Here is a 12,552-nt window from a genome sequence, read left to right as displayed (position 1 = left end):
GACACCACCCCGGCCCCGGCCAAGGCTCAGACCCCGGCCCAGGCGCCGGTGCAGAAGCAGGCCGACAAGCCCGCTGCCGCCCCGCAGGCCCAGCCGACCGAGCGCAAGAGCTACAAGGTCACCACCGGCACCGCCGGCGCCGGCAGCTACACCGTCAAGAGCGGCGACACCCTGAGCGCCATCGCGGCCGCCCACGGCACCACCGTCGACGCCCTGTACGGCAAGAACGTCAAGACCGTCGGCGCCAACCCCGACGTCATCTTCCCGGGCCAGGTCCTCAGCATCTGAGACCCACCCCGCTGACCCCTGGGCAGCAAGCGCAACCCCGGTGCCCCCTTCCCACCACCAACGGGAAGGGGGCACCGGGCTTTACGGCGTTGCGGCATCCGGCCCTCCTTGCTGACTCCGTGTCACCCGGGGGAGGCTGGCCTCGTACGCACGGGTTACACACCAGCCGAGGAGGGGTCGTGACCGACCAGGTCAAGCACGGCTATGTCGAGGTCAACGGGGTCCGGCTGCACGTCGCCGAACAGGGCGAAGGCCCGCTCGTGCTGCTGCTGCACGGCTTTCCGGAGAGCTGGTACTCCTGGCGCCACCAGTTCGGCCCGCTCGCCGAGGCGGGATACCGGGTGGTCGCCCCCGACCAGCGCGGCTACGGCCGCAGTGACCGCCCCGAAGCGGTCGACGCCTACACCCTGCCGCACCTGGCCGGCGACGTGGTCGGCTTGATCCGCGCCCTCGGGGCCGACAGTGCGGTGCTGGTCGGCCACGACATGGGCGGTCCGGTGGCCTGGCTGACCGCGGTGCTCCGCCCCGACCTGGTGCGCGGGGTGGCCGGCCTGAGCACGCCGCCTGCGCTGCCGGCCGGCCTGGCGCCGACCGAGGTCAGCCGCGCGACCTACGGCGACGGCTTCTACCAGCTCTACTTCCAGCAGCCGGGCCGGGCCGACGGCGAGCTGGTCGCCGACGTGGCGGCCAGCCTGCGGTCGATCCTGGCCGGCGGCTCGGGGGAGCGGTCCGGCGAGCCCAAGCCCTGGGTGATCCCGGCCGGCGCCACCCTGCTGGACCTGCTCGGCCGCTCGCGCGAGCTGCCGGGCTGGCTGACCGAGCAGGACCTGGCGGTCTTCGTCGAGGACTACTCGGTGCACGGCGAGCACGCCTTCACCGGTCCGCTGAACTGGTACCGCAACATCGACCGCAACCACGAGCTGCTCGCCGCACTGCGCGGCGCCGTCGTGCCGGTCCCCGCGCTCTACGTGGTGGGCGACCGCGACATGGTCACCACCCTGCGCGGGGTGGACAAGCTGCGCGCGGCCCTGCCGCAGATCGCTCCCCGGCTGCACGCCCACCTCACCCTGCCCGGCTGCGGCCACTGGACGCAGCAGGAGCGCCCGGCGGAGGTCAACGAGGCGCTGCTGGACTTCCTGGCGCACCTTGCGAAGTAACCCGCTCGATCGGCCCGGGAAGAACGCCGGCGTCCCGGGGTAATACAGTCGACGCGGCAGTGTCATCACCGTCTTACCGTCATCACCCGAATTTCGCCGGAACGAGGATCATGAGCAGCACGCATTACGACGTCGTTGTCCTGGGAGCTGGCCCCGGTGGCTACACCGCTGCCATCCGCTCCACGCAGCTCGGACTGAAGACCGCGGTGATCGAGGAGAAGTACTGGGGCGGGGTCTGCCTGAACGTCGGCTGCATCCCGTCCAAGGCGCTGCTGCGCAACGCGGAGCTCGCCACCATCTTCACCCGTGAGGCGAAGACCTTCGGCATCAAGGTCGAGGGCCAGGTGAGCTTCGACTACAACGAGGCCTTCCTGCGCAGCCGCAAGGTGGCGGACGGCCGGGTGGCCGGCGTCCACTACCTGATGAAGAAGAACGGGATCGACGAGTACAACGGCCGCGGCACCTTCGTCGACGACCACACCCTGCAGGTCGCGCTGACCGCGGGTGGCCACACCACCGTCACCTTTGACCACTGCATCATCGCCGCCGGTGCCACCACCCGCCTGCTGCCCGGCACCTCGCTCAGCGACCGGGTGGTGACCTACGAGGAGCAGATCCTCAGCAACACCCTGCCGGAGAGCATCATCATCGCCGGCGCCGGCGCGATCGGCGTCGAGTTCGCGTACGTGCTGAACAGCTACGGCGTGAAGGTCACCATCGTCGAGTTCCTCGACCGGGTGGTCCCGCTGGAGGACGTCGAGGTCTCCACCGAGCTGGGCAAGCAGTACAAGAAGCTCGGCATCGAGATCCTCACCGCCACCCGGGTCGATGCGATCGACGACGGTGACCCGAACAGCAAGGTCCGGGTCACCGTGACCAAGGACGGCCAGCAGCGGGTGCTGGAGGCCGACAAGGTGTTGCAGGCGATCGGCTTCGCGCCGCGGGTCGACGGCTACGGCCTGGAGGCTACCGGCGTCGCGCTGACCGAGCGCCGCGCCATCGCGGTGGACGGCCGGGGCCGCACCAATGTGCCGCACATCTTCGCCATCGGTGACGTGACCGCCAAGCTGATGCTGGCCCACGCGGCCGAGGCCATGGCCGTGATCGCGGCCGAGAGCATCGGCGGCGCGGAGACCATGGAGGTCGACTTCGCCATGATCCCGCGCGCCACCTACTGCCAGCCGCAGGTGGCCAGCTTCGGCTACACCGAGGCGCAGGCGCGTGAGCTGGGCTACGACGTCAAGGTCGCCAAGTTCCCGTTCACCGCCAATGCCAAGGCGCACGGCCTCGGCCACCCGGCCGGCTTCGTCAAGGTGATCTGCGACAACACCCACGGCGAGCTGCTCGGCGCGCACATGATCGGCCCCGAGGTCACCGAGCTCCTCCCGGAGCTGACCCTGGCCCAGCAGTGGGACCTGACGGTGCACGAGGTCGCGCGCAACGTGCACGCGCACCCGACCCTGGGTGAGGCGGTCAAGGAGGCCGTGCACGGCCTGGCCGGACACATGATCAACTTCTGATCGACCGTCAGGCGTGGAGCGATTGGCTCCGCGCTAGTGATTGTCCGGTGACAGCTGACAGATTTCAATTTCTGTCAGCTGTCACCGGATAGCGCAAGGAGGGCGGCCCGCGGCGTCGGCGGGCCGCCCTCCCGCTGTCGAGCTGTCGAGCTGGCGACCGTCAGCGCTTGCTGCTCACCGACACCCACTGCACCCGCATCGCATGCCCCGGCTCGGTGGCCGCACCGACCGAGCCGCCGAAGGCGGTGGGCAGGCCGCCGCCCATGGCGAGGTCCAGGATGAGGAACATGCCGTGGTGGACCGCCTGGTCCCAGGCGGCAGGGTCGACCTGATCGGCCGTCACCCGGTGGTACTCGGCGCCGTCCAGCAGCCAGCGCACCTGCTCGGGGCTGGTGGAGCGGTCCACCTCCACGCCGTAGGTGTGGAAGCCGTCCTGGCACCCCGGGCAGGGGTGCTCGCCCGAGCCCAGGCCCTGCGGCTCGTGGCAGGGCCCGCCCTGGGCAGTGCCGCAGTGCATGGTCCCGAAGACCTGCTGGTGACCGTTGACCGACTCCAGCACGTCCAGCTCACCCACGCCCGGCCAGCCGGTGTACCCGTCCCGCAGGCCCGCGCCGAGGGTCCAGAAGGCGGGCCAGTACCCGGTCGCCGCCGCCCCGGAGACCTGCGGCAGCTGGATCGAGGCCGAGATCCGCAGCACTCCGCCGGCCGGCGCGGCGAAGTCGGCCCGGCGCGACTCCAGTCGGCCCGAGCTCCACTGCCCGCCCGCATCCCGGGTCGGCCGGATCTCGAGGGCGCCCTGGCCGTCGAGGCGGACGTTGTCGGTGGAGTCGGTCATGGTCTCCAGCTCCCCGGTGCCCCACTGCGGTGCCGGGCAGCCCGGGTAGCAGGTGCCCAGGTCGTAGCTCCACAGCTTGCCGTCCGGGCGCGAACCGGCCGGGCCGGTGAACTCGTCGCGCAGCAGCTCGGTCCACCCGTCCTGCTGCGCCTGTCCTGGGCTCGCCCCGTTCGCCACAGGGATCAACCCCGCCTGCTCCAGTAGCCGTTCCAGGCGCGGGGTGAGCACCACGGCGGCCACGTTGGTCAGGTGGGCGTCGTCCCGGTAGAGCAGGATCTTCTCCAGCACAGCCGGGCAGTTGTGCCCAGCGGCCGGGCAGAGCAGCGAGTTGACCTCCACCGCGTGCACCCCGGGTTCGCGGCCGGCCGCGATGGTGTCGGCCAGCGGATCGGGCCACAGCGCCTTGTCGCGCGGGAAGTCGCAGTTCGACGGGGACTGCGGGTGGCCGGAGACGCAGGCCGGGACGTCGCTGCCGGGGATCGGCGTGTCCGTCAGGTAGACGATCGGCACCCCGAGGGCGCGCAGCGGGGTCAGGGTCTGCTCCCAGCCGCGGGCCAGCAGGTCCCGGTCGTCGGTGTAGCGGTTGAGCGCCGCCACCATGATCAGCTTCGGCTTGGCCTCGGTCGCCAGGCGCTGCAGGGTGGTCGCCCGCCAGCTGTCGCACTCCCGGTACTCGCGGCCCAACTGGGGATTGACCACCGTGAGTTGCGGCAGCGGGCAGCCCTGCTTGACCAACTCCTCCAGCCCCCAGTGCCGTTCGCCGGCGATCGCGAGCGCGGCCGAGAACCACTGGCCGGCGTGCGAGTCGCCGAGCAGCACGATCCGGTCGGTCGCGGCGGTGTCGCCGAACAGGCAGGGCGGGCTGCTGGTCGCGCTCGGCGGCACCTCGCAGGCGGCGTCCGGCGGGAAGTCCTTGCGGGCCTGCGCCGGATCGGGGACGAGTGCGGCCGACTGGCGCGGCAGTGCGGCGGGCAACAGCAGGGAGGTGCCGTCCGGGGCGCCGGGCGGCAGCCCGGCCAGGTTGACCGGCGCGCCGGGGCCGAGCAGGCGCAGCGTCCCGGTCCCTACCACGAGCGCCAGCACCACCGGCACGATCACCGCGCTGAGCCCCAACGAGAGCCCACGCCTGGGAAGTTCGGTGACCACCGGGTTGCGGCGCAGCGGCCGCTCGACCCAGCGCATGGTGGCCAGCGCCGGCAGCGCGGCCGCAGCGGTCAGCAGCACCTTGGCCGGCCAGCCGAGCGGCCCGAACTTCGCCTCGGCCAGTACCAGGACCGGCCAGTGCCACAGGTAGAGCGTGTAGGAGAGCCGTCCGAGCGCCCGCGGCGCGCGGTGCCCGAGGAGCCGACCGGGCCCGGCGGCCGGGGTGTCGGGCGCCTCGCCGCGCCCGGGGATCCCGGCCAGGATCACCGCTGCGGTGCCCAGGGTCGGCACCAGTGCGGCCCAACCTGGGTACGGGGTATGGGCGGTGAAGACCACCACGGACCAGGCCAGGGCCGCCGCTCCCGCCCAGCCGACCAGTGCCCGTAGCGTGCGCGGGCCGGGCAGCCGGTGCCAGGGCAGCAGCGCCAGCACCGCGCCCGTGCCGAACTGCCAGACGCGCGACGGCGAGCCGAGGTAGGCCAGCGAGACCGAGCCGTGCGTCCAGCGCAGCGCGAGGGCGAACGAGGCCGTGCTCACCAGCAGAGTGAACGCCAGTGCCAGCAGGCGGAACTGACGGCACGCCAGCCAGACCAGCAGGGCCAGTAGTGGTGCCCAGAGGAGGTAGAACTGCTCCTCGACCGCCAAGGACCAGAAGTGCAGCAGCGGGCTGGGGTCCCGCCCGGCAGCCAGGTAGTCGGTCTGCTGGGCGACGAAGCGCCAGTTGGCCACCGAGAGCGCCCCGGCCAGCACGTCGTACTCCAGGTCGGTGCGGCGCAGCGGCGCGGTGAGCCACGCCCCGGCCAGCGCCACCACCGCCAGCACCAGCGCCGCCGAGGGCAGCAGTCGGCGGGCCCGGCGGGAGTAGAACTCGGCCAGCCGGATCCGCCCGGAGGCGGTTGCCTCGCGCAGCAGTTGACCGGTGATCAGGTAGCCGGAGATGACGAAGAAGACGTCCACCCCGACGAACCCGCCGGCCAGGTGGGGTATCGCGGCGTGGAAGGCGAGCACGGCCAGCAGCGCCGCCGCGCGCAGGCCCTCGACGTCCGGCCGGAAGCCGGGGTTGCCGTCCGCGGTCGGACGGCTGCGCAGTGTGGGCAGGTCCGGGCGTGCCGGACGGATGGTGACAGACATGGGAGTCGAGGACCTTTCAGCCGAGCCAGGGCAGCATCGGGGCCACCCAGCCGGAGGCGAGCAGTGCGGTCAGCGCCAGACCGGTGGTGATCGCCAGGCCTTCCGGCCAACGGCGGGGCAGCAGGGCGTACTTGGCCGCGCGTGGCGTCCCGGAGCGCAGTTCGGCCAGCAGGTCGCGGACCAGCGGCAGACCGATCTGCAACTGCACCGCGAGGTAGCAGAGCATGCCCCAGTTCGGCGCCAGGCCCTCGCGGGCCAGGTCGTAGCCGAGGCCGAGGCCTGCGGCGGCGAGCGAGAACAGCAGCCAGGCCAGCGAGACCTGCACCACCCGGCGGGCCATGCCGCCGGGGCGGGCCCGGCCGGCGCCGGTGGGCACCCAGGCGGCGCTGCGGCCGCGCAGCGTGTGCCAGAAGGCGGTGGCGGCGGCCACCGACATCAGCACGTTGGCCCGGATCACCTCGATCCGCCAGCGGGTGCGGCTGATCCGCGGCAGCAGCACGTGCCAGAGCCAGAGCGGGGCGAGCAGGGGCAGCACGTGCCAGGGCCGGATCTGGTCGGGGTAGCCGTACATCATCACCAGCGGTGGCAGCGGTGCGCAGAACAGGTTCACCGCCATGGTGAGGTAGCCCACGATGCCCTCGTAGAAGCAGAGCCGCATCCGCCAGGGCGCCCGCATCCGCTTCAGGTCGCGGCTGGTGAGCAGGTGCAGGTTGCCCATCGCCCACCGGTACTGCTGGTTGACGAACGCGGCCAGGCTGTCGGGCGAAGTGCCCTTGGCCACCAGCACGGGGACGTACAGGGTGCGGAACCCCCGCTCGTACAGGGCCAGTCCGGTGTACATGTCCTCGCTGTGGGCCAGCTTGGCGAAGCCGCCGGCCGCCTCGATGGCGGTGCGCCGGTAGACGGCGTTGCTGCCGCAGCAGATCGCCGCGTCGCTGGCGTCGCGGGAGGGCTGGATCCAGCGGAAGAACCACTCCTGGGCGGCCCCGGCGGCCCGTTCGATCCAGCTCATCGTGGTGTCGGTGTCGAAGCACTGCGGGCTCTGCACGATGCCGATCGCCGGGTCGGCGAAGTACGGCACCAGGTGGCGCAGGAAGTCCGCGCGCGGTGCGAAGTCGGCATCCAGGATGGCGATGAACTCGCCGTCGCCGAGCGGCAGCGCGTGGTTGAGGTTGCCCGCCTTCTTGAGCTCGCCGCGGTTCGGGCGGACCACGTAGCGGAAGTCGAACTCCTCGGCGAGATCCGCGACTTCGGGGCGATCGGCATCGTCCAGCACCCAGACGGTGAGCTCGCCGGGCCAGTCGACCTCGGCAACCGCCCGGTAGGCGTTGGCGAGGATGTCCAACGGCTCGCCGCAGGTGGGCAGGTAGAGGTCCACGCCTGGTGCGGCGGCCGGCTGCCAGGCGCGGACCAGCACCTCGTGCGACTGCCGGGTCAGCCGGCGCCCGCGCAGGCTGTTGAGAGAGGAGAGCGCCAGGGCCAGCACGTTGAGTGCCAGCACGGCCAGGAAGGCCCAGAGCGCGGGAGTGCGCAGGGCGAAGGTGAACATGGTGCCCGCGGTGAGCACGAACGCCGCGGACGTACAGAGCAGGACCCACCGGCGTTGCGGACCGAAGTACCAGTAGAGCTCCTGGTCGTTCGGTGGTGCCGGAAGGTGATGAACAGTCATAGGGCCCCCACAGCCGTGTCGAACAGCTTCCGGGGACAGCCTAGCTGATTGGTATAGACCACTTGTGAAGTGGTGGTGGATCAAGGTGAACGGCAGGTCAACGGAGCGTCGGCATGCGTCAGGGGCACGATCTGCTGGACCGTGCCCCTGACGAGGCCTTTTGGCGGGAGGCCCGGGTCGGCCCGAGCTCGGGACGGCCGACTCCGGTACGCCTCTGCCGCCCCCGGGGCGTCAGCCGATCGCGTGCGAGAGCAGCGCGGCGTCGCCGTTGGCCTGGGTGGTCTGGCCCAGGTTGCAGACCTGGTGCTGCTGCTGGTTGAGCAGCGGCACGTCCACCTGGACCGGCACCAGGACGCCGACCTGCGTGTGGTGCACCTCCGGCAGGCACAGGTTCAGGTTGTCGGCGGCGTGGTAGTTGGCACTGTGGTCGCCGTAGGTGCCGGTGTTGTTGGTGCCGCCGTCGCCGGAGACCGAGGCCGCCGACCCGTCGGCGTCGCCGATGGCGAAGGCGGGGGAGGCGATCGCGGCCATCGAGGCGACAGCGAGGCCGGCGCCGGCCAGGGCCTTCTTGAGCATGGATGTTCCTCTCCACAGGACCGGCGGGCGGCCTGCGGGAGGGGCCGCCGCGCCGGCGTTCGTTCCGACGCCGCGTTCAACGCCGGACCCGGAGCGAGGACACTGCCGCTGTTGCGCTGTCACCCTTTCGCGGACGTCCAGTGCCGGCGCCCGATGCTGATCAGCCGCAGCTGGTCGCGGGCCCGGGCGGCGATCCGCTGCTCGGCGGCGCGCGAGCCGGCCGGCGCCTCCAGGAAGGCGGCGGCGGTGCCGACCAGGTGCTCGACGTACAGGGCGGCCAGCATCGACAGGTCGGCCGCGGACCAGTCGGCGCTCTCCTCCTGCAGGCTCAGCGCGGCCGCCGTCTGCTCGGTGAAGGCGGCGAACTCCGCCGCGATCGCCGCGCGGACCGGCTGCACCCCGCCGTGCCGCTCGCGGGCCAGGAAGCGGATGTGAGCGCGGTGCTCGCGGACGTGACGGGCGATCACCGCCACGGTCCGCTCGATCAGCCGCTCCGGCTCGCCCTGCTCGGCGAGCACCTTCTCGATCATCAGGTGCAGGCTGCCCAGCGACTCGGTGACCAGGGTGACGCCGAGCTCGTCCAGGTCGCGGAAGTGGCGGTAGAAGCCGGCCGGCGACAGGCCCGCCGCGCGGGTGACCTCGCGCACGCCCAGGCTGCTGAGGTTCTGATGGTCCAGCAGCAGCAGCGCCGCGTCCAGCAGGGCGCGCCGGCTCTGCTCCTTCTGCGCGGCCCTGCTGGTGCCGGCCGGGTGGGGGGTCGGGGTGGGGGTGTGACTCACATCATTCAGTAAACAGCTGTTTGCTGACTTTCGCGAGCCCCGGGAGAGCGTAGACTGGGCAAGTCGGCGAACAGTTGTTAGCTGAAAGGGGTTCGACCATGTTCTTCATCGCCGTAATCGCGTTGATGGGAGTGCTGCTCGGCGCAGCCGCGCACCTCTCGCTCGACGGCTTCCTGCTGGCCGCCGCGCTGATCGCCGGCTGGCTGCTGCTCTTCGGCGCCCGCGAGGGCGTCGCCCGCCTGCGCCGCCACTGACACTCGATCGACCGGGGAGGAACCGATGAACGCCACTGTGAACGCGACCGGCGCAGCTTCGCGCAGCCGCGAGGCGGACGGGATGGCCGTCGCCTCCTTCGTCCTGGGCCTCATTGGCCTGCTGCTCTTCAATGTGGTGCTGGGTCCGCTGGCCCTGGCGCTCGGCGCGCTCGCGCTGGTCCGGGGTACCGCCCGGCGCGGGCGGGCGCTGCTCGGTCTCGCGCTTGGCGCGGCCGACCTGGTGGTGCTCGCGGTGACCATCGCGCACAGCCACGGCGTGCTCTGGCAGATCGGCTGAGGGTGGCTGCGCGTGGGTCGGTCGGCGGGCCTGGGCGTTGAATGACGGGTGCCGCGCTGTATGTGCCGCAATAGACGATGACAGCTGACAGATTTCAGAATCTGTCAGCTGTCATCGTCTATTGCGGTGCCCGCTGCCGCCATCGCCCGCGGCTCACCACACCACTCACCACACCTACAGCGGCAGCAACTCCGGCCGCTTCGCCGCCACATGGTCGCCCGAGGACTCGCCACGCAGCCGCCGCCCCACCCACGGCAGCAGGTAGTCGCGTGCCCAGAGCAGGTTCTCCCGGCGCACCTCGGCGTCCGAACGCACCGCCTCGGCCGGCCACGGCTCGGCCGGGTCCGCCTCGGTGGGCAGCCCCAGTGCCCGGGCCGCCAGCAGCGCGACCCGCTGGTGCCCCTCCGGGGAGAGGTGCAGCCGGTCCTCGCTCCAGGCCTGGCGGCTCTGCATCGTGCGCAGCGACCACAGGTCCGCCACCGCGCAGTCGTTGCGGTCCGCGATGGCCCGCAGGTGCACGTTGTAGGTGGCGATCTTGCCGCGCAGGTGCCTGAGCAGCGGCACGCCCCGGGTGTCGAAGCCGGTGCAGATAAGCACCTTGCCGGCCGACTCGGTCAGCTGCACCACGGCCCGTTCGAACCGCTCGGCCACCTCGTCCGGGTCGCTGCCCGGGCGCAGGATGTCGTTGCCGCCGGCGCAGAAGGTGACCAGGTCCGGCTGGAGCCGGCGCACCTGTGGCACCTGCTCGGCCGCGATCTGGTACAGCAGCCGCCCGCGCACCGCGAAGTTGGCGTACCGGAACCCGCCCGGCGGCAGCCGCTCCGCCAGCAGCAGGGCCAGGCGGTCCGCCCAGCCGACGTAACTACCGTCCGGAGCAGGGTCGTTCAGGCCCTCGGTGAAGCTGTCCCCGAGGGCCGCGTAAGAAGTCAGGTCAAGAGTCTCCAGTAGGTCAGCCATGGGAGTAGATACTTCACTGTCTCAAGTGACCTACGCCACCGTAGGTGGCCCATGGCGGAGCGTGACCTTTGCCACCCACTCGGTGGGAATACGAAGCACCGCGACTGACGACCCCTCAGTTGCACCCGGCCGTCAGCGTCCCGCGCCCCCCGCTCGGGCGCGCCCGCGATCGGCCGCGCCTCCACCGAGCAGTGCCGCCCCTCAGGCGCGCCCGCGGTCCCGTGCGGTCCACGGTGCGTCCGCGCGGGCCGGGCGGACGGCGGCCAGGCCCGCCACCAGCGCCAGCGCGGCCGGGACCCCGAGCGCCGCACCCTGCGAGGCGTGCAGCACCAGCGTCGCGCCGACCAGCGCGCCGGCCGCCAGGGTGAGCACCGAGAGCAGCCGGCGCCCCGCCCGCTGCTCGAGCCGCCCGGTGCGCCCGGTGTCGGCGAAGGCGGCGGTGATGGTGCGGGTGACCACCGTGGTGGTCAGGTCGGGCACCGCGACCACGGCGACCATCGCGTTCTGCACACCCATGGCCAGCGCCAGCACGGCGGTGGCCAGGTCGCGCGAACTGTCGGTGCTGCCGGGGCTGACCGGGAACAGCGCCACCAGCAGCGCCGCGGCCCCCAGCAGCACGGTCTCCACCAGCACCGCGTGCAGCAGCGCCCGGCCCCGGTGCGTCACCGGGGCCAGCAGGCGCCCGCCGAGGAACGCACCCGCGACGAAGGCCAGCAGCGCCACCAACGAGGTGGTCACCGAGAAGCCCGGCGCCCCGGCCAGCGCGAAGCCGAGGAAGACCACGTTGCCGGTCATGTTCGCCACGAACACCTGACCGAGCATCAGGTAGCTGACCGCATCGATCATCCCGCTCAGCACCGTGAGCGCCAGCAGCAGCGGCGGCAGCGGCCCGTGCCGGTCGCCCGGCTCGGGCACCGCCGTCCGCCAGGCGCCGCGCAGCAGTTCTCGCACCCGGCCCAGGTTAGGCGGGTGCGGGCGCTCAGTCCCGGATCTCCACGCCGTGCCAGAAGGCGACCCGGTCGCGCACCATCTCCGCCTCCGGCTTGGGGTCGGCGTAGTACCAGACCGCGTCGGGGTTGCGCTCCCCGTCGACCACCAGGGTGAAGTAGTTCGCGGTCCCCTTCCACGGGCACCAGGTGGTGGTCGCGGAGTCGGTGAGCAGGGCCGGATCGACGCACTCCCGGGGGAAGTAGTGGTTGCCCTCCACCACCACGGTGTCCGCACTGTCGGCGATCAGCTGTCCGTTCCAGTAAGCACTAGGCATACCCAGCAGGGTAGCCCGCCCGGGTGGTTACGGGTGCTCACCCGCACGGGAGGCAGGTGGGGCCGGTCGTCCGACAGGGTGCTGGGCGAGCCGGGTGACGGGGTACGGGCGACGGTGTGACGGGCGGTTACCGGGGTGCCCGTGGTGGCCACACTGCCCTCAGGCCGTTCGCTCACGATCGGAAAGAGGTGCCCGGATTGACGCTCACCCTGTTCCTGCTGACCGTCCCGCCCGCGCTCGCCCTGCTGCTCAGCCTCACCGACCCGGCCCGCCAGCGGGCCACCCGCGCCCGCCGGCGGGGGCGGCACGCCGCCGTGCGCCGTTGACCGCCCGCCCGCCGGAGGGGGCGGCACGCCGCCGCGCGCCGCTGACCGGTCACTCGTGCCGCAGCCCCCGCACCGCGCCGGCCCGCCACAGTGCCGGCAGGCTCAGTGCGGTGACCAGCAGCACCGCCGCCGCACCCGCCGCGCACAGCAGGCCGATCTGCGCCCAGGGCAGCGCCAGCGGCAGCGAGGTCAGCGAGAGCAGGCCGGTGGCCAGCCCGGTGCCGAAGGCCAGCGCCAGGGCCAGGCCGAGCAGTACCGGCAGCACGCACTGGCAGAGCAGGGCGGCGGCCAGGGTGCGCCGGCGGGTGCCGAAGGCGGTGGGCACCGCCAGGGTGCGGCGCCGGGATGCTGGTCG

The 12,552-nt window shown here is 72.3% G+C and carries 14 protein-coding genes; 6 read left to right on the top strand and 8 right to left on the bottom strand.

The genetic code is table 11. The features are described 5' to 3' along the window. The 3 genes from C7C46_RS31560 to lpdA all read left to right on the top strand — a co-directional run. On the top strand, window positions 1–288 hold a 288-nt coding region (locus C7C46_RS31560), incomplete at its 5' end, for a LysM peptidoglycan-binding domain-containing protein (RefSeq protein ID WP_146259294.1). A 179-nt stretch (window positions 289–467) separates the two neighbouring features. Further along, window positions 468–1,445, top strand: coding sequence for an alpha/beta fold hydrolase (locus C7C46_RS31555; protein ID WP_110673347.1), 978 nt, complete (start codon window positions 468–470; stop codon window positions 1,443–1,445). A gap of 110 nt (window positions 1,446–1,555) precedes the next feature. Beyond that, entirely contained in the window at window positions 1,556–2,965 is a 1,410-nt protein-coding gene (lpdA, locus tag C7C46_RS31550; RefSeq protein WP_110673346.1) for a dihydrolipoyl dehydrogenase, read from the top strand. 160 nt (window positions 2,966–3,125) lie between these two features. Here lpdA and C7C46_RS31545 read toward each other — a convergent pair whose 3' ends face one another. The 4 genes from C7C46_RS31545 to C7C46_RS31530 all read right to left on the bottom strand — a co-directional run bounded on the left by C7C46_RS31545 (window position 3,126) and on the right by C7C46_RS31530 (window position 9,098). Further along, window positions 3,126–6,074: an acyltransferase family protein gene (locus tag C7C46_RS31545; RefSeq protein ID WP_110673345.1), complete on the bottom strand. Its 2,949-nt coding sequence runs from the start codon at window positions 6,072–6,074 to the stop codon at window positions 3,126–3,128. A gap of 16 nt (window positions 6,075–6,090) precedes the next feature. Beyond that, the gene (locus C7C46_RS31540) at window positions 6,091–7,743 is read right to left on the bottom strand and encodes a glycosyltransferase family 2 protein (protein WP_110673344.1); all 1,653 of its coding nucleotides are present in this window, start codon (window positions 7,741–7,743) and stop codon (window positions 6,091–6,093) included. 231 nt (window positions 7,744–7,974) lie between these two features. Beyond that, the gene (locus tag C7C46_RS31535; protein ID WP_110673343.1) at window positions 7,975–8,319 is read right to left on the bottom strand and encodes a rodlet layer protein; all 345 of its coding nucleotides are present in this window, start codon (window positions 8,317–8,319) and stop codon (window positions 7,975–7,977) included. A gap of 119 nt (window positions 8,320–8,438) precedes the next feature. Next, complete coding sequence (locus C7C46_RS31530) at window positions 8,439–9,098, bottom strand: TetR family transcriptional regulator (RefSeq protein WP_110673342.1); 660 nt, start codon at window positions 9,096–9,098, stop codon at window positions 8,439–8,441. A 98-nt stretch (window positions 9,099–9,196) separates the two neighbouring features. Here C7C46_RS31530 and C7C46_RS35505 point away from each other — a divergent pair, with 98 nt between their 5' ends. Next, window positions 9,197–9,352 carry a hypothetical protein gene (locus tag C7C46_RS35505; protein WP_181442643.1) on the top strand — a complete coding sequence of 52 codons (156 nt, stop codon included), beginning with the start codon at window positions 9,197–9,199 and terminating at the stop codon, window positions 9,350–9,352. Window positions 9,353–9,377: 25 nt separating this feature from the next. After that, the gene (locus C7C46_RS31525) at window positions 9,378–9,650 is read left to right on the top strand and encodes a DUF4190 domain-containing protein (RefSeq protein ID WP_110673341.1); all 273 of its coding nucleotides are present in this window, start codon (window positions 9,378–9,380) and stop codon (window positions 9,648–9,650) included. A gap of 174 nt (window positions 9,651–9,824) precedes the next feature. Here C7C46_RS31525 and C7C46_RS31520 read toward each other — a convergent pair whose 3' ends face one another. The 3 genes from C7C46_RS31520 to C7C46_RS31510 all read right to left on the bottom strand — a co-directional run bounded on the left by C7C46_RS31520 (window position 9,825) and on the right by C7C46_RS31510 (window position 11,871). Beyond that, window positions 9,825–10,607 (bottom strand): SGNH/GDSL hydrolase family protein, encoded by a 783-nt coding sequence (locus C7C46_RS31520; protein ID WP_110673340.1) that lies wholly within the window; start codon window positions 10,605–10,607, stop codon window positions 9,825–9,827. A 201-nt stretch (window positions 10,608–10,808) separates the two neighbouring features. Continuing rightward, window positions 10,809–11,558, bottom strand: coding sequence for a YoaK family protein (locus C7C46_RS31515; RefSeq protein WP_245985249.1), 750 nt, complete (start codon window positions 11,556–11,558; stop codon window positions 10,809–10,811). 28 nt (window positions 11,559–11,586) lie between these two features. Further along, the gene (locus tag C7C46_RS31510; RefSeq protein ID WP_110673339.1) at window positions 11,587–11,871 is read right to left on the bottom strand and encodes a DUF427 domain-containing protein; all 285 of its coding nucleotides are present in this window, start codon (window positions 11,869–11,871) and stop codon (window positions 11,587–11,589) included. A 197-nt stretch (window positions 11,872–12,068) separates the two neighbouring features. On the opposite strand from C7C46_RS31510, the gene C7C46_RS37490 reads away from it, so the two are divergent. After that, complete coding sequence (locus C7C46_RS37490) at window positions 12,069–12,197, top strand: hypothetical protein (RefSeq protein ID WP_281278603.1); 129 nt, start codon at window positions 12,069–12,071, stop codon at window positions 12,195–12,197. A 49-nt stretch (window positions 12,198–12,246) separates the two neighbouring features. Here C7C46_RS37490 and C7C46_RS31505 read toward each other — a convergent pair. Further along, window positions 12,247–12,552 (bottom strand): FtsX-like permease family protein (locus tag C7C46_RS31505; RefSeq protein WP_146259293.1); only part of this gene is annotated, 306 nt, incomplete at its 5' end.

It is taken from the genome of Streptomyces tateyamensis (assembly GCF_003205575.1).
GTDB lineage: Bacteria > Actinomycetota > Actinomycetes > Streptomycetales > Streptomycetaceae > Kitasatospora > Kitasatospora tateyamensis.
This window is presented reverse-complemented; position numbering and strand designations above follow the sequence as displayed.